This is a genomic window from Schauerella aestuarii (genome assembly GCF_009866805.1).
Classification (GTDB): Bacteria; Pseudomonadota; Gammaproteobacteria; order Burkholderiales; family Burkholderiaceae_B; genus Schauerella; species Schauerella aestuarii.
Genome location: NZ_SIZW01000042.1, coordinates 391,449 through 413,495 on the forward strand (window position 1 = coordinate 391,449; position 22,047 = coordinate 413,495).

Sequence of the window (22,047 nt, forward strand, 5' to 3'; positions counted from 1 at the left end):
TCCGATGACCACTTATGACACGCTGACTTCCACGGCGCCCTGGCGCGCCGTTCATGTCACCGCCCAAGATTGGCACACCGCGCCGCCGACGCTTTTGGCCACGATGCTGACCCAACTGCACTGGATTCGCGCCTTTGAAGAAACGGTGCTCGACCTGGCGGCAGCCGGTCTGGTGCACGGGCCAGCCCATTCCTCGATCGGGCAGGAAGGTGGCGCGGTAGCGTCGATACTGGCGTTGGGTGCCGGCGATCAAATCAACGGGTCGCATCGCGGCCACCATCAGTTTCTGGCCAAGGCCTTGCAGCATGTGGCGCCCGACGGACTCGATCCGCGCGCGGCTCACGGTGCCGCCATCGATGCCGTGCTGCAGAAAACGCTCGCCGAAATCATGGGTCTGGCGCAAGGGTTCTGCCGCGGGCGAGGCGGTTCGATGCACTTGCGCTGGCTGGAAGCGGGCGCCTTGGGCACCAATGCCATCGTGGGCGGCGGTGTGCCGTTGGCAGCGGGCGCGGCCTGGGCGCATCGCCATGCGGGTACCGATCGCGTGGCCGTGACCTACTTCGGCGACGGCGCGATCAATATCGGTTCGGTGCTCGAAACGATGAATCTCACCGCAGCGTGGAAAACGCCGCTGTGCTTCTTCGTGGAGAACAATCGCTATGCCGTCTCCACCACGGTGGAAGAAGCCACGGCTGAGCCGCGGCTGTCTGCCCGCGGTCAGGCCTTCAATATTCCCGCGTGGAAGGTCGACGGCATGGATCCGTTGGCCGTCCACACGGCCATGGCCGAGGCGGTCGCGCATATGCGGGCGGGTCATGGGCCGACGATCATCGAAGCCGATGTGTATCGCTTCTTTCACCAGAATGGGCCGTTCCCGGGAAGCGCGTTCGGCTATCGCACCAAGGAAGAGGAAGCCACGTGGCGAGCCCGCGATCCGCTGTTGCGCGTGGCCACCGAAATGGTTGCGCGCGAGCTCATCACCGCCGACGAAATCGATAGCCTGCGCGCGCGCTGCAAGGCGACCATGCAGGAGATCGCCGAGCGCCTGACCGAAGCGGGCGAGGGTGCCAAGCGCCAAGTGCGCGTCGATCTCTGGCCGCGCGCAGATTTTCGCGACGTGGGATTGCGCAGCGATCAACAGGAATTCGTGGGCATGCGGGTGCAAGAGGCCGCCGACTATGCGGGCACCACGGTGACGCGCAAGCTTGTGGATGCCGTGGCCGACGTGGTCACGCGCCGCATGGAAACCGACGCGAGCATCGTGGTGATGGGCGAAGACGTGCATCGTCTCAAAGGCGGCACCAATGGCGCCACACGCGGGTTGAAAGACCGTTTTCCCGATCGGGTGCTCGGCACGCCGATCTCCGAGAATGCATTTGCAGGCCTCGGCGGCGGACTGGCCATGGACGGACGTTACAGGCCCATCGTCGAGTTCATGTACCCCGACTTCATGTGGGTGGCGGCCGACCAGATCTTCAATCAGATCGGCAAGGCGCGTCATATGTTCGGCGGCGATATCGATGTGCCGCTCGTGCTGCGCACGAAAGTGGCCATGGGCACCGGCTATGGCTCGCAGCACTCGATGGATCCGGCCGGCATCGTGGCCACCTCACCCGGCTGGCGCATCGTGGCGCCGTCCACGCCGTACGACTACATCGGCTTGATGAACACCGCGCTTCTGTCGCGCGACCCGGTGTTGGTGATCGAACATGTGGATCTCTACGCTTCATCCGGCGAGATTCCGGCAGACGATCTCGATTACTTCATTCCGTTCGGCAGCGCCTGCGTGCGCCGCGCAGGCAGCAAAGTGACCGTGCTCACCTACCTCGCCATGGTCGACAAAACGCTGCAGGCGGTCGAGGCGCTGGGCGTCGATGCCGAAGTGATCGACCTGCGCACGCTGGATCGCGCCAGCCTGGATTGGGACACGATCGGCGCGAGCGTGCGCAAGACGAACAACGTGCTGATCGTGGAGCAAGGCGCGCGCGGCACCTCGTACGGCGCGATGCTGTCCGACGAGATTCAGCGCCGTTTGTTTGATTGGCTGGATCAGCCGGTCAAGCGCGTCACGGGCGGCGAAGCCTCGCCCAGCATTTCGAAGGTGCTCGAGCGCGCCGCGTTTGCCGGCGTGGAAGAGGTGATGGACGGCTTGCGCGATGTGCTGGCCGATCTGGGAGAGGCATCGTAATGGCCCAACTCATCAAGATGCCGGCCGTTGCGGCCGATAGCGCCACCGGGTCGATCGCGCAGTGGTTGAAGAAAGAGGGCGATCGCGTGGCGGTGGGCGATGCGATCGCCGAGATCGAAACCGATAAGGCGATCGTCGAGATCGCCGCCGAGCATGCCGGTGTGCTGGCCCGTATCGTCGCAGCAGCGGGCGATGCACAACTGCCGGTAAACGCCGTCTTGGCGGTGTTGACTGCCGACGGTGAAGGTGCCGATGCCGTCGACCGTGCGCTGGCTGCCGAAGGCGTCAATGGCCCTGCGCCTGCGCCGACTGGGCAATCTACGGATGATGCGGAGCGCCGCGGCGACGCCACGCCAGGCCCGACGCAACGTCTTTTTTCCAGCCCGGCCGCGCGCCGCATCGCAGCGGATCATCAGATCGATCTACGACAAATCGTGGGAAGCGGGCCGCACGGGCGCATCCTGAAGCAGGATGTGGCGCGAGCTGCACAAGCATCGGCGGCGTCACAGGCCCGGCAAGGGGCCGGTGACGCCGCATCGATGCGGCCTGCGCCACTGGTACCCCCCGCGGCTGCTGGCGTAGCAAACGCTGGCGACCACAAACCCGATTCAGCTGCAGCATCGAGCGGCGCCAGCCGGACGCCGCACTCGACGATGCGGCGCGCGATCGCCCGGCGCCTGACCGAAAGCAAGACCACGATTCCCCATTTCTATCTCACGCTCGATTGCCGCATGGATGCGCTGCTGGCCTTGCGCCGGCAGATTGGCGACGACGGCCACGCGCGTATTTCAGTCAACGACTTCATCGTTCGAGCAACCGCACTGGCACTGGTCGCCGTGCCGGAAGTCAACGTGGCGTGGGAGGACGATGCCCTGGTCCAGCACGACTCGGCTGACATCGCCGTAGCGGTAGCGACCGAAGGGGGGCTGGTGACGCCCATCGTGCGCCATGCACACACCAAAACATTGCGGCAGGTCGCAACCGAGATTGCCGAGCTTGCATCGCGCGGCCGGGCGCAACGTTTGAAGCCGCAGGAGTACACCGGCGGATCGATGACGGTCAGCAACCTGGGGATGTATGGCGTTGCCCAGTTCGCCGCCATCATCAATCCGCCGCAGGCTGCCATCCTGGCGGTGGGTGCGGCGGAAAAGCGGGCGGTCGTGGACGACGCCGGCGCAGTCGCTGTGGCGACCGTGATGACCGTCACGCTATCGGCCGATCATCGTGCCATCGATGGCGCCGTCGCCGCGCGCTGGCTGGCGGCCTTCAAACAGCTGATCGAGCACCCGGTGCGTATTTTGTTATGAGCCAAATGGATGTCCTAGGGAAATCCCCGATTCTTAAACCCTGCGCGTCTACTAGACTGGAGCGGCTTTCAATCTGGCCTCATATAACATATATCATATATTCTAAAAAGCCTTAGGTTCCAAGGGTTTAGGCTGGTTTTCTATTCGTATAGACAGGAGCGAGACAATGTTCAAAATCAAGAAATTGGCGGTGGTGCTGGGCGCTTGCGGCGTGCTCGCCAGCAGCGTGGCGTGGGCGGACGTCAAAGTTGGCGCCTTGTTTCCGTTCAGCGGTGCGCTTGCGCTGCTGGGCCAGGAGAGCTATCGCGGCCTCGAGCTGGCGGTCAATGAGATCAATGCCGCCGGCGGCTTGAATGGCGAGAAGATTCAGATCATCAAGGCGGACGCCGTCGATCCCACACAGGCCGTATCGGAAACGAAGCGGTTGACCTCGTCCAATGTGGCGGCCGTATTCGGCAGCTACGCGTCCGGCATTTCGTATGCGGCCACCCCGGTCACCGAACTGGCCGGCGTGCCGTACTTCGAACTCGGCGCCACGGCACACAAGATCACCACACGCAACTACAAATACCTGTTCCGCAGCAACCCTAACACCGCGCTCTATGGCGTATCGGTGGTGAATGCCTTGCATGAGATGATTGCGCCGGGCATGGGGCTGAGCCCCAAAGATATCAAGATCGGCATCATCCACGAGGATGGCCCTTACGGCACCGATGTGGCGGCGACCGAGAAGCAACGCGCGGCCGAACTGGGCTACACCGTTGCCGAGGTGCTGCCGTACTCCGCGAAAACGGTGGATCTGTCTTCGCTCATCCTGCGCCTGAAAGGTGCCGGCGTGAACGTGGTGCTGCAGACGGCGTATCAGAACGACGCCATCCTGTACTTCAACCAGGCCAAGTCGGCGGGCTTCACGCCCAAGGTCGTGATCGGCGCCGGCGGCGGCTACTCGCTGGCCGATACCGCCAAGGCAGTAGGTCCCGGCATGAACGGCGTGTTCGATCTCGACTTCCCGCAGTCGTCGATCAATCCGGCCGGTGCACCGGGTCTGGACAAGTTCCTGGAAGCCTACAAAAGCACGTACAAGAGCGACCCGCAATCGGGCCACAGCCTGACCAACTACGTGGGCGCCAAGGCCTTCTTCGAAGCGATGGCCCAAGCCAAATCCACCGACGCGGACAAAATTCGCGCCGCGGTACTGGCCTACAAGAAGCCGGGTGGCCAGACCGCCAACGGTTGGGGGTTCGACTTCGGTGAGGATGGCCAGAACAAGGCCTCCACGTTCTATGTCATGCAATGGCAGGACAACAAGCTCGTGACGATCGCACCCAAAGACCTCGCGCTGGGCAAGCCGGTCTTCAATAAATAACAACGACACTGAAAGGCCATCCGGGCGCCAGTCGCGGGCGCTCGGATGAGCCGTGGTCGCGAGGTCGCATAAATGGATATCTTCATTCAGTTGCTCATCAACGGACTGTTGCTGGGTGGCGCCTACATCATCATCAGTTTGGGGCTCACGCTCATTTTCGGCGTCGTCCGTGTCGTCAACTTTGCGCACGGCGAATTTCTGATGGTGGGCATGTATCTGGTCTATCTGATCGCCACGCAATTCGGCGTACATCCTTACCTCGGGTTGATTCCCGTTGCCGTGATCCTGTTTGCGTTGGGCGCGCTCACGCAAAAGTGCATCATCCAGCCGTTGCTCAACGCGGATGAACATATCCAGATCTTCGCCACGGTGGGCGTCTCGACGATTCTGCTCAACCTGGCGCTCGTGGTCTTCGGCGCAAACGTGTTGCGTGCGCCCGCAGATCTCGGCACCCATGCCGTCATGGTCGGCACCTTTACGGTCGTGACCGGGCAGCTCATCACCTTCATCATCGCCATCGTGCTTGCCGTGCTGCTGCATGTGTTCATGCATCGCACCTATCTCGGTCGCGCATTGCGCGCCGTGGCCCAGCATCGTTATGCGGCGCTCCTCATGGGCGTGAATGTGAACACGGTGTACTGCATCGCGTTCGGTCTGGGCACGGCCTTCGTGGGGATCGCGGCCGGCCTCCTGGCCCCGCAGTATCCGGTGTTCCCCACCGTGGGCACCTACTTCGTGCTGACCGCGTTCGTCATCGTGGTGCTCGGCGGCATGGGCAGTCTGTATGGCGCGGTGGCGGGTTCGCTCATCATCGGCGTCGTCGACACCCTGGCGGGTTACTACATCGCGCCCGACTTGAAGGAAGTCGTCTACTTCGGGATCTTTCTGCTGATCCTCGTCTTGCGTCCGAACGGTCTGTTCGGCACCAGCACAGAATAATAAGGAGAGAGACGTGTTTCCCGATTTTCGCAGCCCCAAAGCCTATGTCAGCCTCATTCTGCTGGCCGTCATGTTCATCGTGCCCGTCGTCATGGGCACCGCCTTCTGGACCAACCTTTTCGTTCTGCTGTTCGTTTTCGCCGCGCTGACCACCGCCTGGAATATCGTGGGCGGCTACGCGGGGCAACTCTCGCTCGGCCACGCTGTGTTTTACGGGATCGGCGGCTATACCGCCACTTTGCTTACGGCCAACTTCGGCATCACGCCCTGGATCGGCATGATTGCCGGCGCCTTGATTTCGGGCGTGGTGGCCGTGGTGATCAGTTATCCCACGTTGCGCCTGAAGGGCCCGTTTTTCGCGCTTTCCACGATTGCGATCCTGGAAGTGGTGCGTCTGCTGGTCATTCACGAAGAAAGCTGGACCGGCGGCTCCAGCGGCATCAGTCTGCCGCTGAATATCGGCTGGACCTGGATCGTCTTCCGGGACAAGATCAACTACGTGATCATCGCGTTCGTGATCTTCCTGCTGGTGTTGTGGGCATCGTGGTTCATTCGCAAATCGCGCACCGGGCATTACCTGATCGCGATTCGCGAGCGCGAAGATGCGGCGCGCGCCGTGGGCGTTCACACCGTCAACATGAAGATCCTGGCTGCCGTGGTCTCGGCCATGCTGACCAGTGTGATCGGCACGTTCCACATCACGTATCTGACGTTCGTCGATCCGGGCTCGGCGTTTTCGCTCGAGTTGTCGATCCAGATCGCGATGTTCGCGTTGATCGGCGGGTTGGGTACGGTCGCCGGTCCCATCGCCGGCACGTTCCTGGTGCTGCCGATCGCGGAACTGGCGCGCGGCTGGTTGAGCGCTTTAGGCAACGGCATGCACGGCGTGGTGTACGGCGTGATTCTGGTCGCGGTGGTGCTCACCATCCCACGCGGTCTGGCTGGCGCCTTCGGCCCGATGATCGAACGCCTGCTCGACCGCCTGCCGTATCTTGGCACCCGGCCGGTCAAGCAGGCGGCCGCTCCGGCGTCGACTGAGAAGCACGTGATCGACCGCGAGTCGCCCGTGCTCAAGGCCGAGCATCTGTTCAAGAACTTCGGCGGCTTGCGCGCCACCAACGACGTGTCGCTCACGCTCTATCGCAACGAGATCCTGGGCATGATCGGGCCCAACGGCGCCGGCAAGACCACAGTGTTCAACCTGCTGTCGGGCTTTCTCTCGCCGGACAAGGGCAACATCACGCTGCTGGATCGCCATGGCACGTGGGTGAAGTGCACCACGCCCGACGATCTGGCGCATAAGGGCATGGGCCGTACCTTCCAGATCGCGCGCCCCTTTACCGGGTTGACGGTGTTGGAAAACATCATGCTCGGCGCATTTATCGATACGTCCAAGCGCGATGAAGCCGAACGCATCGCGTTGCGGGTGGCGGAGCAGACGGATCTGGTCAAGTATCTGAACACCGAAGCGCGCAACCTGACCGTGGGCGGCATGAAACGGCTGGAGATCGCGCGTGCGCTGGCCACCGGACCAAAGGTGCTGCTGCTGGATGAAGTGATGGCGGGGCTCAACCCCACCGATGTCGAGAAGGCAATCCAGATGATCCGCCGCATTCGCGATTCGGGCGTATCGATCCTGCTTATCGAACACATGATGCAGGCCACCATGGCGCTTTCCGATCGCATCATCGTCATCAACGAAGGGGCGGTACTGGTCAGTGGCCTGCCGCAGGAAGTGGTCGAGAATCCGGCCGTGATCGAAGCGTACTTGGGCAAGGAGTACAACGATGCTTAAAGTATCCAAACTAGTGTCGGGCTATGGCAAGACCCAGGTGCTCAACGGCCTGGATTTTGAAGTCAACGCCGGCGAGATCGTCACGCTGATCGGCGCCAACGGTGCAGGCAAAACCACCACGCTCAAGGCCCTGTGCGGGGTGATCGCCGCCACGCAAGGCCGCGTGGAGTTCGAAGGCCAGGACCTCACCAATCGCAGCGCTGCCGATATTGTGGATGCGGGCATCACGATGATTCCTGAGGGCCGGCAGCTCTTTCCGAGTTTCACGGTGAAGGACAATCTGCTGATGGGCTCGTACAAGCGGGCGGCGCGCCCGATCGTCAAGCAGAAGCTCGACGAAGTACTGCATATTTTCCCCCGTGTGAAGGAGCGGCTGACCCAGTTTGCCGGCTCATTGTCGGGCGGCGAGCAGCAAATGGTGGCGATCGCGCGCGGCATGATGTCGAATCCGAAAATGCTGGTGTTCGATGAGCCGTCGCTGGGGCTGTCGCCACTGCTGGTGCAGCAGATGTTCGACGTGATTCGTAATGTGACGTCGCATGGTGTGACGGTGCTGCTCGTGGAGCAGAACGTGTTTCGTACCTTGCGTTTGGCCGATCGCGGCTATGTGCTGGAGAATGGGGCCATCGTGCGCAGCGGCACGGGTCAGGAATTGCTCAACGACCCCCACGTCAAGCGCGCTTACCTCGGGCATTGAGCCCAGTCTCGAAGGATTATCAGATGGCAGCAACATTTAAATTCATCGATCATGGCGAAGGTGGCGGACCCGAAGTCCTGCATATCGCCGAACGCGAACGCACGGCGCCCACCGGCCGCCAGGTCGAAATCGAAGTGGCGTACGCGGGCGTCAATCGTCCGGAAGTGCTCCAGCGCGCCGGGTCGTACGCACCGCCACCGGGCGCATCGCCTTATCTGGGCCTGGAAGTGTCGGGCACCATCGTGGCGGTCGGCCCCGAGGTGAAAAACCGCAAAGTGGGCGACGCCGTTTGCGCGCTCACGCCGGGCGGCGGCTATGCCGAGTATTGTCTGGCCGACGAACGTCATTGTTTGCCCGTGCCCGCAGGCGTGGACATGCAATCGGCCGCGTGCATCCCCGAAAACTACTTCACTGTGTGGACCAATGTGTTCGAGCGCGGTGCATTGAAGGCGGGCGAGAAACTCCTGGTGCACGGCGGATCGAGCGGCATCGGACTTACGGCGATTCAACTGGCGGCGGCATTCGGCGCTGAAGTGTGGACCACAGTCGGCAACGCCGACAAGGCCGAGGCTTGCAAGCAAGCGGGCGCCACGCGCACGATTCTGTACAAGGACGAAGATTTTGAAGCGGTGGTGAAGTCGGCCACGGAAGGCCGCGGCGTGAATGTGATTCTCGATATGGTCGGCGGCGACTACATCAACAAGAACATCCGCAGCCTGGCCATCGATGGCCGCATGGTGCAGATCGCCTTCTTGCAGGGCAGCAAGGCCAGTATCGATGCCATGCCCATCATGACCAAACGGCTGACCTTCACCGGATCCACATTGCGGCCACGTTCGGATGAGGACAAAGGCAAGATCGCCCAGGCGCTGGTCGATGAAGTGATTCCCTTGCTTGAACAAGGCAAATGCCGGCCGGTGATCCACGCCGAGTTTCCGTTGGCTGAGGCGTCCAAAGCGCATGCGCTGATGGAAAGCAGCACGCACATCGGCAAGATCGTGTTGAAGGTGCGCTGATGAATGCGTCGTTTGCAGGCCAGACGGTGGTGGTCACCGGCGCAGTGGGTGGTATCGGTTCGGCGATCGTGGAAGCGTTCGTGGGGCAGGGCGCCCGCGTGGGGCTCATCGATTTCGACGAGGCGGGTGGCCGGGCTGTCGAGGCGCGTCTGCGCGCTGCCGGTCATACGGTCAAGTTCGTCGCGGCCGATGTCGCGCAGTTCGACGCCTGCAAACGCGCTTACGACGAGATCGCCGCCGAACTCGGCGGCGCGGATATTCTGGTCAACAACGTGGGCATCTCGCCCAAGACCAATGGCCGAGCCCTGCGCGTGTGGGAAATGCCGCCTGCCGAGTGGGAAAAGGTGATGGCGGTCAATTTGAACAGCGTGTTCTACATGACGCATCTGGCCACGCCGCACATGATCGAGCGGCGCGCGGGACGCGTGATCAATATGTCGTCGGTGGCCGGCAAGGCCTATTGCGACATCGTCGCCGCGCATTATGCCGCCACCAAAGCGGGTTTGTTGGGCCTGACGCGGCATTGGGCGGCCGAACTGGGCGAATTCAATATCACGGTCAATGGTCTGGCACCCGGCCGGATCAGCACCCCATTGCTGAAATCGGTGCCGCAGGAAATCAACGACGCGGTCGCCCGCGTGACGGCGCTCAAGCGCCTGGGCACGCCTGAAGAGGTGGCCGATGCATGTGTGTTCCTGGCCTCCGATCAGGCGCGATTCGTGACGGGTCAGGTGCTCGACGTGGCAGGCGGCTGGCTCATGACCTAGTAATCCGGCATGCCCCGGCGGCCCATCCCGGTCCTGACGAGCGCGCCTTCCGACGCGCAACCGGTCGATGCCGCACAACGGCCGATATGCCATCACCCCAAATGAAGCGAGGAGACATCGATGTTCAAGGAAGTCAATTTCCACGATAAGAAAGTGCTGATCACGGCGGGCGCCGATGGACTGGGTCTGGAAATGGCCCACGTCTTTCATGACGCCGGTGCGCGCGTTTTCGTGTGCGACGTCAATGCCGCGCGACTGCAGGACCTGGCACGCGAGCGCCCCGATATTCACACGTCTGTGACCGACGTCTCGGACGAGGCCAGCGTGGCTGCGCTCTTTGAACAGGTACAGGCCAAGCTCGGCGGGCTCGACATCCTGATCAACAACGCCGGCGTGGCAGGCCCGACCGGCCTGGTCGAAACCCTTTCGAAAGCCGACTGGGATCGCACGCTTGCCGTCAACATCACCGGGCAGTTTCTATGCGCCCGCGAAGCCGTCGCGCTGCTCAAGCAATCGAAAGCCGGCGTGATGATCAATATGTCGTCGGCGGCCGGTCATCTGGGTTTTTCGGGCCGCTCGGTGTATTCCGCGTCGAAGTGGGCGGTCATCGGCTTTACCAAGTCGCTGGCAATCGAACTGGGCGCCTACGGGATTCGTGTCAACGCGATTTTGCCGGGCGCCGTCGAAGGCCCGCGAATTCGCGCCGTGATCGAGGCCAAAGCCAAAACACTGGGGCAGCCGGTGGACGACATCGCGTCGCTGTATGAAAACCAGGCGGCCATGGGCCGCATGGTCACGGCGCGCGATATTGCGAACATGGCGCTCTTTAACGCGAGTGAAGCGGCGCGCAGCGTTTCGGGCCAGGCCATCGTGGTCGACGGCTTCACCCAGAAACTGTATTGAACGGGGAGAAGCTTATGTCGACCGCCGCCATCATCGGCACCGGCCTGATCGGGCAAGGCTGGGCCATCGTGTTCGCACGCAAGGGCTGGCAAGTGCGCCTATTCGACGTGAACGCGGCCGCGCTGGGTGAGGCGCGCACCTTGATCGTGCAGCAGTTGCGCGAACTCGAAGCACACGGCCTGCTCACGGATGTGGACGCGGTCGCAGATCGCGTCACGGTGTGCGACACCTTGTCGGATGCGCTGAAGGGCGCGAGCTACATCCAGGAAAACTCGCCCGAGAATGTGGACATCAAACGGGCGCTCTTCACGCAGCTCGACACGCTTTCCGCGCCCGATGCCGTGATCGGCAGCTCCACGTCGAGCATACCGGCAAGCTTGTTCACCGAGCATCTGGACGGGCGCGCGCGCTGCCTGGTCGCGCACCCGGTCAATCCGCCTTATCTGATTCCGGTGGTCGAATTGAGTGGCGCGCCGTGGACCTCGCCCGAGTCGATCGCACGCGCCCGCGCCATCATGGAAGCAGTGGGGCAGAAGCCCGTTACCGTCAACCACGAGATCGAAGGTTTCGTGCTCAATCGCCTGCAAGGCGCGCTGCTGCAGGAGGCCTTTCGGCTCGTGCAGGCGGGCGTGGCGACCGCCGAGGATATCGACACAACGATCAAGGATGGCCTGGGGTTGCGCTGGTCGTTCATGGGGCCCTTCGAAACCATCGACCTGAACGCACCGGGCGGCATCGCCGACTACTGCGCGCGCTACGGCGGCATGTATGCGGGGATCGGCTCGACGCAGAACGAAAGCGTGGTGTGGGAGGGCGAGCTGATCGACAACCTTTCGGCGCAACGCCGCGCGCTCCTGACCGAACAAGACCTGCCTGCGCGCCGTTTCTGGCGCGACGAAAAATTGATGCAGTTGATGCGTCACAAACTAGAACGGAGAGACGAATGGCAAAGCCCAAGCAAAAAGTCGTGATCACGTGCGCCGTTACCGGCGCGATTCACACGCCCAGCATGTCGCAGTATCTGCCCGTGACTGCCGATGAGATCGCCGATGCGGCCATTGGCGCGGCTCAGGCGGGCGCCGCCGTTCTGCACCTGCACGCACGCGACCCCGAAACCGGCAAACCTACGCAGGATCCGGCGATGTTCGAGCCGTTCCTGGCGCGCATCAAGGCCGAAACCAACGCGGTCATCAACATCACGACCGGGGGCAGTCCGCACATGACGGTGGCCGAGCGGATGCGGCCGGCGTCGACGTTCAAGCCGGAATTGGCCTCGCTGAATATGGGCTCGATGAACTTCGGCCTGTATCCGATGCTGGATCGCTTCAAGGAATTCGAGCATCAATGGGAGCGCGAACATCTCGAAAACAGCCGCTCGCTGATCTTTCGCAACACCTACCAGGATATCGAAGACATTCTGGCCATCGGCAACGAGAACGGCACGCGCTTCGAGTTCGAATGCTACGACATCAGCCATCTCTATAACCTCAAGCACTTCCTGGATCGGGGCCTGGTCAAGTCGCCGCCGTTCATTCAATCGGTATTCGGGTTGCTCGGCGGTATCGGCCCCCATCCCGAAGATTTGATGCACATGAAGCGCACGGCCGACCGTTTGTTTGGCGACGCTTACGAGTGGTCGATCCTGGGCGCCGGCCGCAATCAGATGCCGCTGGCGACGATCGGTGCGGCGATGGGATCGAATGTGCGGGTGGGGCTGGAAGATTCGCTGTGGATCGGACCGGGCGAATTGGCCGCGTCCAACCGCCAGCAGGTCGAGCGCATTCGCACCATTCTCGAAGCGCTCAACCTGGAAGTCGCCACGCCCGACGAAGCCCGCGAAAAGCTGCAGCTCAAGGGCCACGCAAACGTGAACTTCTAGATGGCGGGCGCCGGTTCAGCCGGCGTGTCGCAGGAGCGCGGCCGTCAGATCGTCTTCTGACAGGGTGTAGTCGAAGTTCGCGGCATGGCGCGCCTTCAGGGTCAGCCGTGCCGCCTCTCGCACCTGTTCGGCATCGATGGCGGTCGCGCCCAGTTCGCGCAGGGTGGTGGGCAAGCCCACGCGCCCGTACCAGCGTGTGAGATCGGCGAGCGTACTGTCGGACCGTCGTTCGAGATCGAGTTGCACCAGCAGTCCCACCGCCACTTGCAGTCCGTGCAACGCCGGGCCCACGCCCGCCACGCGCGGCAACCCCCGAGTCAAGGCATGTGCGATCGACAATCCACCGCTTTCGAATCCCAGGCCGCTCATCAGGATCATGGCTTCCACAGCGCGTTCGAAGGCCGGCGTCGGCGCGCCGGTGCCGGCGGCCTTCAGTGCGTCTTCACCGCACTCGAGCAGGGTCTGGGCACATCCATCGGCAATCAATTGCGCGGTGGCGGTGGACCCCGCGTCGAACATGTTCTTGCCGTGATTCCGGCTGCATTGCGCCGCTTCGAATTTCTTGGAAATCGCGTCGCCCAGCCCAGCGCGAAAAAAATGCGCCGGCGCCGTTGCGATCAAGGTGGTGTCCACGATCACCATCGTAGGATTGAACAGCATGTGTTCGACCGCGAGCAGATTGTGATGCGCGTCGTACAGCACGTAGTTCTTGCTGGTGGGGGCATCGTTGGAGGCCACGGTGGGCACCGTGATCAGATGACAGTGCGACGCATGCGCCACCGCCTTACCCGCATCCAGCGATTTGCCTCCGCCGACCGCAATCACCAGCGTGGGCGAAAGGCCAGCCGCCTGCTCGCACAGTGCCGCGACCACATCCGGTGTCAGGTCGCCGTCCAGCACCATGTCATGCAGGGTCACGCCATGCTCGCGGCACAGGCGGCGCAGGCGCTCAGCCAGTACGCCATACACATAGCGGTCGATGACGAGCGCCGCATGGCGGCCGAACAACGCCGCCGAACGGCCCAATACTTCAATTGCGTCCGGCCCTTGTATGTAGCGGCTCGGACTGCCAAAAACCTTCAGCATGCTGTCTCCTCACTTGCGGGTGGGCTTGGGTTGGAAATCCTGTTCCTTTTCTTTTTCAACCAGCCAATCGATCATGATCTTGCCGCCCCACATCAGATCTTCCTGAATGGCGCGCGCTGCCGCTTCCGGGTCGCGCGCCTCCAACGCATCCAGAATGGCTTCGTGGCGATGCTGGCCGCCGGAGTAGTCCAGTCCTGCCGTTTTGACGTGAAAAATCTTGAGGATCGGCCCCGTGACCACCCAGAACGCCTCGACGGTGTTCTGCAGCGTCGGCATGCGGCTCGCTTCAAGCAGCGCGAAGTGAAACTTGCGATTCAGATAGCTCGCGCGCTTGGGATCGGAAGCGGTGTGCGCGATGAAATCCTTCTGCAGCGCAATCAGATTATCCAACTGCTTGCGGGTGATCTTCTTCGCGGCCTCGGCGGCACCCATGCCTTCAAGATGGAAGCGAATCTGCTGGATTTCCCACAGCTTTTCCGAATTGACGTAGGGCACATACACCGCCGTGGCGGCCTGCATCTCCAGGCCTTGCTCGCTGATCAGCCGAAAAATGGCCTCGCGCACCGGGGTGATCGATACGCCCAGTTCGTGCGCCAACTCGCCGATGATCAGACGCTCACCAGGTTCGTACTGGCCATTGATCAACGCATTGCGGATTTCGTTGTAGACCCTGACGGACAGGTTTTCTTTTTTTACCGGCTTGAGATTGGTCATGGCGTGGGCAATGCGGAGGAGGACTTGGTGCTTGAGAAAGAATTCTAGCGTGCCGCCACCACAAACCGGCGCAATGGCTATATTATATATCATATATTCTAAACCGAAAGGAACAGCGCCATGCCGCATGCGCCTCACAGCCCGACCGTGGAGGAGATCCAGGTCCTGCGCGACAAAGCCCGCTTTGTGCGCCTCGAAACGATTCGTTTGATCGAGATCGCAAAGATCGGCCACTACAGTTCGGTATTTTCCTGCGCCGAGATCTTCGCGGCGCTGTACTACGACGTCATGAACATCGCGCCGGGCAACCCAACCTGGGCCGATCGAGATCGGTTTTTGATGGGCAAAGGTCATGCGGCCGTCGGACTTTTTCCGATCCTGGCCGATCACGGTTTCATCCCCAAGGCGTTGCTCGACGACTACACCCGTCTGGGCAGCCCGTTGGGCGACCATCCCGACATGACCAAAGTGCCGGGCGTCGATTTCAGTTCCGGCTCGATCGGTCACGCGTTGTCCAACGGCGTCGGCATGGCCGTGGGCGGGCGGCTCAACAAGCAAACCTTCAATGTGTTCGTGATGCTGGGCGACGGTGAGATGCAGGAAGGCCAGGTGTGGGAAGCCGCGTTGTTTGCCGCGCACAACAAGCTCGGCCGCCTGATCGCCATCGTCGATCGCAACGGCTATCAGCTCGACGGCCGGGTGGACGACGTGATGGGTGTGGAATCGCTAAGGGAGAAATGGACTGCCTTCGGATGGGAGGTGCATGACGTGGATGGCCACAACCTGCACGATCTGACCGCACTGCTGCGCCGCCTGAAGGCCGATGAAGGCCGCCAGCAGCCGGCGTGCATCATCGCCAGAACGTTGAAAGGCAAGGGCGTCTCGTTCATGGAAACCGAGCCGGGCTGGCACCTGGGCTATCTGGCGCCGGACGATGCCGCCGCCGCCATCGACGAAATCATGGCGCGGGAGATCTGACATGACCACAACGCCTTCCATCGGCGGCGCGACCGCCGCCGGCCTTAACGCCGCCAGCGCAGCCCAACCCTCTTCAGTTGCAACGCTGCGCTCGCCCGACTCCTGGCAGTACCGCGCGCTCAATGCCGTCAATCCCGGACTCAATTACCTCTCGGATGCGCTGATCGCGCTGGCCCGCGAGGGCCATCCCGTCGTCGCCGGCTCAGCCGATCTGCAGTATTCGAACGGCCTGAACCGTTTTGCGCAGGCGTATCCCGAGCGTTACGTGCAATTCGGCATCTCCGAGCAGAATATGGTGTCGGCTGCGGCAGGACTGGCGACCTGCGGACACATGCCGTTCGTCGCCACCTTCGCATCCTTCATGGCGCTGTTGTGCTGCGAGCAGATTCGCATGGATGTGGCTTACACGAAACTGCCGGTGCGTCTGATCGGGCACCACACCGGCATCAGCCTGGGCTTCTACGGCACCTCGCATCATGCCACCGAGGACATTTCCACCACACGTGCCATCGCCGGCTTGACGGTGGTGTCGCCGGCGGACGGGCCGCAACTGGCTGCGGCGATCAAAGCGTCTGCCACCTGGCCCGAGCCCATCTACTTCCGCATTGGCCGGGGCCGCGATCCGCAGGTGTACGCCGACGATACGCCGTTTGAATTCGGGCGCGCCATCGTGCACTCAGTCGGCCGCGATCTTACGTTGATTGCGTGCGGCATCACGCTGCACGCATCGCTTGCCGCAGCCACCGCGCTCAACGCTGCGGGCTACTCCGTGGGCGTGATCGATATGCCGACGATCAAGCCCCTGGATCGCGCGGCGGTACTCAAGGCCGCGGCGGGATGTTCGCTTTTGATGACGGCAGAAGAGCACAACGTGCTGGGCGGCCTGGGTTCGGCCGTGGCCGAGGTGCTGGCAGACGAAGGCACAGGCGTGCGGCTGTACCGTCACGGCATTCACGATGAATACAGTCTGATCGCGCCGCCCAACGCGCTTTATGCGCATTACCGGTTGGATGCTGCGGGCATCGAACAGGTGGCGCGCGAACAACTCGAACACCGCGGCGCAAGGAGTGCCAACACATGAAAGAAATTACCGGTACGACCAGGCTCATGGGCATCCTTGCCGATCCCATCCTTCAAGTGAAAACGCCGCAACGCATGAATGAATTGCTGCAGCGTCTCGGCTACGACGGCATCCTCGTGCCGATGCACACGCGCGCCGAAAACCTCAACGAGGTCGTGGCAGGCCTGCGAAAGCTCGAGAATCTCGCAGGCGTGATCGTGACCGTGCCGCACAAGACAGCGGTCTTGGCACTATGTGATGACGCATCGCCCGCCACCCGATTGATCGGCGCGGCAAATGTGGTGCGGCGCGATCCGGACGGGCGCCTGACGGCCACGATGCTGGACGGCGAAGGCTTCGTACGCGGCCTGGTGCAGGCCGGCGTGTCGCTCGAGGGCAAAACGGCTTACCTCGCGGGTGCCGGAGGCGCTGCCAATGCAATCGCCTTTTCGCTGCTCGCCGCTGGGGTGATCCGCCTGACCATCGGCAATCGCACCGCGGCCCGCGCGCAGGACGTCCAACACCGCGTGGCGCAGCTCTACCCGGACGTGGATGTGCGCGTGGGCACGGCGGACCCGTCGGGACATGACCTCGTGATCAACGCCACGTCGTTGGGCATGGCCGAAGGCGATCCATTGCCGTTGGATGCGAGCCGGTTGCAGCCCGAACAGCTGGTGTGCGAGATCATCATGCAACCGGCCGAGACGGCGTTGTTGAAGGCGGCTCAAGCGCGCGGCTGCAGGATCCATTATGGTGCGCCGATGCTCGCCTGCCAGATCGAGCTGATGGCTGAGTTTCTGGGCGTGACGCGCGATGCAGCGGCACCGGCGCAGGCCGAGCCCCAATAGATCGCGCGCATTCAAGACGGAACAAGCGATGGCAGATTACGATTTCATTATTGCCGGCGGCGGCACGGCGGGTTCGATACTCGCCAATCGCCTGACCGAAAACGGCAAATATCGCGTACTCCTGGTCGAGGCCGGCGAGGAGGCGAAGAGCATGTGGATATCGATCCCGGCGGGCTTCAGCAAGCTGCTCACCAATCCGATGTTCAACTGGCGCTTCAAGACGGAACCCGAGGCGAATACGCACGGGCGCGTGATTTCGGTACCGCGCGGCAAAGGCCTGGGAGGCTCCACGCTCATCAACGGCATGATCTACGTGCGGGGTCAGCCGCAGGACTACGATGGCTGGGCGGCGGCGGGCGCCAGGGGCTGGGCGTTCAAGGACGTCGAAAAGTACTTCGTCAAAATCGAAAACTACGCGCCGGGCGGGCCCGGCCGCGGCACCAGTGGCCCGATGCACCTGGAGCAGGTCAAGGAACGCTTTCCGGTGTCCGATGCCTTCATTGCGGCGGCCCGGGAAGACGGCCAGCCCTTGAACGCCGATTACAACAGCGGTAATCAGGAAGGGGTGGGGTACTACCAGGTGCTGCAACATCGCGGGCAGCGCTGGAGCGCGGTGGACGGCTATCTGAAGCCGGCGCGCCGCCGGCCCAATCTGACGATCGAAGGCGGAGCCCATGTGGTGCGGCTGTCCTTCGAAGGCAAACGCTGCGTGGGCCTCGTCTACCGCAAGGGCGGCCGCGATATTGCCGTGCGTGCCCAGCGCGACACGATCCTGTGCCTGGGTGCCATACAAACCCCGCAAGTGCTGGAGCTTTCGGGTGTGGGCGATCCCGCGCGCCTGCAAGCGCTGGGAATCGGCGTGTTGCATGCCTTGCCGCAGGTGGGTGAACACTACGTCGATCACTTCGCCACGCGCATGAACTGGCGCGTAAAAAGTGCCGTGACCTTAAACGAGATGTCGCGCGGCTGGCGTCTGGCCCATCAGGTGGGCCGCTACTACGGGGCGCGCAAAGGCATTCTCACACTGGGCACCGGACTCGTGCACGGGTTCATCAAAACCGAGCCGGCGATGGCCACGCCCGACGTGCAGTACTTCTTCGTGCACGCCAGTTACGCCAACGCCGCCGAACGCATTCTGGATCGGGCGCCCGGCATGACGCTTGGGGTGGCGCAGTTGCGGCCGCAGTCTCTGGGATCGATTCACATCACCTCGGCCGACGCCCTCACGCCGCCCGCCATTCGGCCAAATTTTCTCAGTGCCGAGGTCGACCGGCAAAGTCTGGTGCATGGCATGCAGATCGCGCGCCGCATCGTTGAACAGCCCGCCATGCAGCGCTTCGTCGACCATGAGCTCAGCCCCGGGAGCGGCGTACAGACGTTCGACGAATGGCTCGACTTCGCGCGGCAGAATGGACAGACCATTTACCATCCCATCGGCACGTGCCGGATGGGATCGGATGCATCGGCGGTGACAGATCTGCGCCTGCGGGTCAACGGCCTGGCGGGGCTGCGTGTGGTGGACGCCTCGATCATGCCCGCGATGGTGTCGGGCAATACGCAGGGCGCCGTGATGATGGTGGCCGAGAAGGGTGCCGAGATGATTCTCGAGGATGCCAGGGCATAGGGCGTAGTAAAGTGCGGCGGGGCGGGCGGAACCTTTTCAGCCTGCTGTCAGTCAACCTTGCACCCCCCGACATTACACGGATAGACCATGCGTCATCGAGGCCGCCTGCGCGCCGTTGGACATTTTGCCGCCGCCGTGGCGGCCACGACGATCGCCGGCACGATCGTGCAAACGCAGATCAACCTGTACGACATCCAGCAATTGGGTGTCGATATTCCCGCAGCCATTCGTCTGCGCACGTCGGCCGAGGATCTGCTGGGCTTCTCGCCGACGATGGCAGGATTGGCGGCGGCGGCCTTGCTGCCTGCACTGCCGTTTGCCGTCTGGCTGGCACGCCGCTATCGCTGGGTGCGGGGCACCCTGTTTGCGCTCGGCGGGTGGTGCGCGTTGCTGATCGCTTTCTTTATCGCCGACGCGGTCGCGCCCATGCCCACGCTGGTTGCGGCCACCCGCACGATTGCGGGTGCCGTGGCGGTGGCGGCAAGCGGCGCAGTGGGCGGCATTGTCTTCCACCTGCTGTGGTCACGCGCGGCACGGCAGGCGACTCATCCGGTTGCCACCCAAGGAGGGTCGATCGATGATTGATGCGCCTGTTCGCGATGCTCGGATCCGCACCACTACGACCTGCGAGTCGCGTTCGATGCAGCACGCGGGCGCGGCGCGGAACCTGCGCGCGATGGCCGCAGTGTGTGTGACGGCGCTTGGGCTGACCTTGGGCTTGCCTGCCGCAGCCGCCTCCGCACTGACCGCCACCACGCCTGCGACGCCCGCTCAAGCATCCGTGCCGTACCGCATCGAAACGGTTGCGACAGGGCTCGAACATCCCTGGTCGCTGGCTTTCCTGCCCGACGGCGGCATGCTGGTGACCGAACGGGCAGGGCGCCTGCGGTTGATCGATGCCGCCGGCACGCTGAACCCGCAGCCCATCGCGAATACACCGCCGGTAAGCGAGATGAGCCAGTCGGGGCTGATGGAAGTGGCAATCGATCCCGAATTCGCGAGCAATCGTCTGGTCTATTTCACCCACACCTACGGCACGAAGCAGGCCAACAACACACAGCTCTCGCGTGCGCGGCTCGAAGGCATGACGCTCGCCGACGTGCAACCCTTGTTTCTGGCCAAACCGGCGAAAGTGGGCGGGTCGAACAATGGCGGGCGGTTCGTGTTCCTGCCCGACAACACACTGGTCTTGTCCATCGGCGATGGTTTCGATCTGCGCGAACAGGCACAGAACCCCGCCAACCACATCGGCAAAACCGTGCGCCTGAATCGCGACGGTTCGATCCCGCGTGACAACCCTTATGTGGGCCGCCCGGGCGTGGCGGTCGAGATCTTCACGATGGGCCACCGCAATATGCAGGGCTTGACCTATGACGCAACGGCCAAACGGCTGTTCGCCAACGAGCACGGCCCGCGCGGCGGCGACGAACTCAATCTGCTGGCGGCCGGCGGCAACTACGGCTGGCCCATGGCCACGCAGGGGCTGGACTACACCGGCGCACGCGTGACGCCGTATACGCAAATGCCCGGCACGCAGCCCCCGCTCTTGGTGTGGACACCTTCTGTTGCCCCGTCGGGCATGGCGGTCTATACAGGAGAGCGATTTGCCGCCTGGCAAGGCGATATTTTCGTCTCGACGCTGGTGGAGAAAAGCGTGCGCCGCGTGAAAATGATGGCCGGGGTGCCCACAGGCGAGCAGGAAATTCTTTTCAAGGAATTGAACGCGCGGATTCGCGATGTACGCGACGGGCCGGATGGGGCGTTGTACGTGTTGACCGATGAACAGAATGGCCGGGTGCTGCGCATCGTGCCCCAGTAGCGCGCGCCGCCGTCATGCCTACGCGCTGGTGCGCCGCTCACGGCGCCAGGAACGCCCGGGCGAAATCGATGAATACCCGCAGTTTCTTGGGCATATCCTTGCGGCTGTAGTAGTACAGGTACAACCCGGTCGATGGCATCCAGTCGGTCAGCACGCGCACGAGTTCACCGCGTGCGACGGCATCGGCCACCTGTTCTTCATGCAGATAGGCAAACCCGAAACCGTCATAAGCGGCCTTGCAGATCAACTCCGGATCGTTGGTCGCCACGCGGCCGTTCACGGCCACCCGCATCTTCTCTTCGCCTTTTTCGAACTCCCATCGGTAAAGGGCGCCCGACTGCGCGCTACGGTAGTTCACACACGCGTGGGTGAGCAGATCCTGGGGGTGTTGCGGCGTACCGTGTCGGGCCACGTAGTCGGGCGAGGCGATCACGGCAAAGCGCATATTCGTGATCAACGGCACGGCCACCATGTCGTCAGTCAGGATGTTGTCGTAGCGGATGCCGGCGTCGAAACCCTGGCTGGCAATATCCACGAGGCTATTGTCCACCGCGACTTCGATATTGATATCGGGATAGGTGGTCAGGAAGCGCTTGAGCATCGGGCGGATGATGTAATCGCTGGCGGCTGACGGTACGTTCAGCCGCAGCGTGCCCATCGATTCCATCGACGCGCGCGACACCTTGCCCAGCGCCAGTTGCAGATCCTCCATCAGCGGGGTGATCTGATTGAGCAGACTTTCGCCCGCCTCCGTGAGGCTCACGCTACGGGTCGTACGATTGAAGAGGCGCCCGCCCAGGGCGGTCTCGAGCTGGCGGATCGTGTAACTCACGCCGGACGTCGATAACCCCAGGTTTTGCGCCGCAGCCGAAAAGCTGCGCGCCTGCGCGACCCGCAGAAAAACTGTCAGCGACTGTAAGCCGGCGCTGTCCATATGACTTTCCTTGAACGAGAGGACTGACGGGAGACGGTGGAACGAGAGGATCGACACTTGCTGCCGCCTGTGAGTTCACTTTCATTGTCCCGCTTTTTTGCACACAGTATGAAAAGCCGCTCGCCGT

General features: G+C 62.7%; 20 protein-coding genes. 17 read left to right on the forward strand and 3 right to left on the reverse strand.

What is annotated here, in order from left to right; genetic code table 11:
• The first annotated feature begins 4 nt into the window (after nucleotides 1-4).
• The 11 genes from EYW45_RS16885 to EYW45_RS16935 all read left to right on the forward strand — a co-directional run bounded on the left by EYW45_RS16885 (nucleotide 5) and on the right by EYW45_RS16935 (nucleotide 12,857).
• Nucleotides 5-2,188 (forward strand): alpha-ketoacid dehydrogenase subunit alpha/beta, encoded by a 2,184-nt coding sequence (locus EYW45_RS16885; protein ID WP_161136596.1) that lies wholly within the window; start codon nucleotides 5-7, stop codon nucleotides 2,186-2,188.
• Nucleotides 2,188-3,495 (forward strand): pyruvate dehydrogenase complex dihydrolipoamide acetyltransferase, encoded by a 1,308-nt coding sequence (locus tag EYW45_RS16890; protein ID WP_161136597.1) that lies wholly within the window; start codon nucleotides 2,188-2,190, stop codon nucleotides 3,493-3,495. Before EYW45_RS16885 ends, EYW45_RS16890 begins: the two co-directional genes overlap by 1 nt.
• Before the next feature lie 166 nt (nucleotides 3,496-3,661).
• Nucleotides 3,662-4,861: an ABC transporter substrate-binding protein gene (locus EYW45_RS16895; RefSeq protein ID WP_161136598.1), complete on the forward strand. Its 1,200-nt coding sequence runs from the start codon at nucleotides 3,662-3,664 to the stop codon at nucleotides 4,859-4,861.
• A 72-nt stretch (nucleotides 4,862-4,933) separates the two neighbouring features.
• Nucleotides 4,934-5,800 carry a branched-chain amino acid ABC transporter permease gene (locus EYW45_RS16900; RefSeq protein ID WP_161136599.1) on the forward strand — a complete coding sequence of 289 codons (867 nt, stop codon included), beginning with the start codon at nucleotides 4,934-4,936 and terminating at the stop codon, nucleotides 5,798-5,800.
• 13 nt (nucleotides 5,801-5,813) lie between these two features.
• Nucleotides 5,814-7,595, forward strand: a complete 1,782-nt coding sequence (locus EYW45_RS16905) for a branched-chain amino acid ABC transporter ATP-binding protein/permease (RefSeq protein WP_161136600.1) — start codon at nucleotides 5,814-5,816, stop codon at nucleotides 7,593-7,595.
• The gene (locus EYW45_RS16910; protein WP_161136601.1) at nucleotides 7,588-8,292 is read left to right on the forward strand and encodes an ABC transporter ATP-binding protein; all 705 of its coding nucleotides are present in this window, start codon (nucleotides 7,588-7,590) and stop codon (nucleotides 8,290-8,292) included. The genes EYW45_RS16905 and EYW45_RS16910 overlap by 8 nt, the downstream gene beginning before the upstream one ends.
• A gap of 23 nt (nucleotides 8,293-8,315) precedes the next feature.
• Nucleotides 8,316-9,308, forward strand: a complete 993-nt coding sequence (locus EYW45_RS16915; RefSeq protein ID WP_161136602.1) for an NAD(P)H-quinone oxidoreductase — start codon at nucleotides 8,316-8,318, stop codon at nucleotides 9,306-9,308.
• Entirely contained in the window at nucleotides 9,308-10,075 is a 768-nt protein-coding gene (locus tag EYW45_RS16920; RefSeq protein ID WP_161136603.1) for an SDR family oxidoreductase, read from the forward strand. The genes EYW45_RS16915 and EYW45_RS16920 overlap by 1 nt, the downstream gene beginning before the upstream one ends.
• Nucleotides 10,076-10,195: 120 nt before the next feature.
• Nucleotides 10,196-10,978: an SDR family oxidoreductase gene (locus EYW45_RS16925; RefSeq protein WP_161136604.1), complete on the forward strand. Its 783-nt coding sequence runs from the start codon at nucleotides 10,196-10,198 to the stop codon at nucleotides 10,976-10,978.
• A gap of 14 nt (nucleotides 10,979-10,992) precedes the next feature.
• The gene (locus EYW45_RS16930) at nucleotides 10,993-11,949 is read left to right on the forward strand and encodes a 3-hydroxyacyl-CoA dehydrogenase (protein WP_161136605.1); all 957 of its coding nucleotides are present in this window, start codon (nucleotides 10,993-10,995) and stop codon (nucleotides 11,947-11,949) included.
• Complete coding sequence (locus EYW45_RS16935) at nucleotides 11,922-12,857, forward strand: BKACE family enzyme (protein WP_161136606.1); 936 nt, start codon at nucleotides 11,922-11,924, stop codon at nucleotides 12,855-12,857. Before EYW45_RS16930 ends, EYW45_RS16935 begins: the two co-directional genes overlap by 28 nt.
• A gap of 15 nt (nucleotides 12,858-12,872) precedes the next feature.
• Here EYW45_RS16935 and EYW45_RS16940 read toward each other — a convergent pair whose 3' ends face one another.
• Complete coding sequence (locus EYW45_RS16940) at nucleotides 12,873-13,943, reverse strand: glycerol dehydrogenase (protein ID WP_161136607.1); 1,071 nt, start codon at nucleotides 13,941-13,943, stop codon at nucleotides 12,873-12,875.
• A gap of 9 nt (nucleotides 13,944-13,952) precedes the next feature.
• Nucleotides 13,953-14,657: a GntR family transcriptional regulator gene (locus EYW45_RS16945; protein WP_161137078.1), complete on the reverse strand. Its 705-nt coding sequence runs from the start codon at nucleotides 14,655-14,657 to the stop codon at nucleotides 13,953-13,955.
• A 120-nt stretch (nucleotides 14,658-14,777) separates the two neighbouring features.
• Here EYW45_RS16945 and EYW45_RS16950 point away from each other — a divergent pair, with 120 nt between their 5' ends.
• The 6 genes from EYW45_RS16950 to EYW45_RS16975 all read left to right on the forward strand — a co-directional run bounded on the left by EYW45_RS16950 (nucleotide 14,778) and on the right by EYW45_RS16975 (nucleotide 20,986).
• Nucleotides 14,778-15,635: a transketolase gene (locus EYW45_RS16950; RefSeq protein WP_161136608.1), complete on the forward strand. Its 858-nt coding sequence runs from the start codon at nucleotides 14,778-14,780 to the stop codon at nucleotides 15,633-15,635.
• A gap of 1 nt (nucleotide 15,636) precedes the next feature.
• Nucleotides 15,637-16,716, forward strand: coding sequence for a transketolase family protein (locus EYW45_RS16955; protein ID WP_161136609.1), 1,080 nt, complete (start codon nucleotides 15,637-15,639; stop codon nucleotides 16,714-16,716).
• Nucleotides 16,713-17,543: a shikimate dehydrogenase family protein gene (locus EYW45_RS16960; RefSeq protein ID WP_161136610.1), complete on the forward strand. Its 831-nt coding sequence runs from the start codon at nucleotides 16,713-16,715 to the stop codon at nucleotides 17,541-17,543. Before EYW45_RS16955 ends, EYW45_RS16960 begins: the two co-directional genes overlap by 4 nt.
• A 28-nt stretch (nucleotides 17,544-17,571) precedes the next feature.
• Nucleotides 17,572-19,167: a GMC family oxidoreductase gene (locus tag EYW45_RS16965; RefSeq protein ID WP_161136611.1), complete on the forward strand. Its 1,596-nt coding sequence runs from the start codon at nucleotides 17,572-17,574 to the stop codon at nucleotides 19,165-19,167.
• 87 nt (nucleotides 19,168-19,254) lie between these two features.
• On the forward strand, nucleotides 19,255-19,752 hold the full coding sequence (locus EYW45_RS16970; RefSeq protein WP_161136612.1) for a hypothetical protein: 498 nt from the start codon (nucleotides 19,255-19,257) through the stop codon (nucleotides 19,750-19,752).
• Nucleotides 19,745-20,986: a PQQ-dependent sugar dehydrogenase gene (locus EYW45_RS16975; protein ID WP_202444767.1), complete on the forward strand. Its 1,242-nt coding sequence runs from the start codon at nucleotides 19,745-19,747 to the stop codon at nucleotides 20,984-20,986. The genes EYW45_RS16970 and EYW45_RS16975 overlap by 8 nt, the downstream gene beginning before the upstream one ends.
• A gap of 37 nt (nucleotides 20,987-21,023) precedes the next feature.
• Here the strand turns inward: EYW45_RS16975 and EYW45_RS16980 are convergent, their stop codons facing one another.
• The gene (locus EYW45_RS16980; RefSeq protein WP_161136613.1) at nucleotides 21,024-21,920 is read right to left on the reverse strand and encodes a LysR family transcriptional regulator; all 897 of its coding nucleotides are present in this window, start codon (nucleotides 21,918-21,920) and stop codon (nucleotides 21,024-21,026) included.
• Nucleotides 21,921-22,047 lie beyond the last annotated feature (127 nt).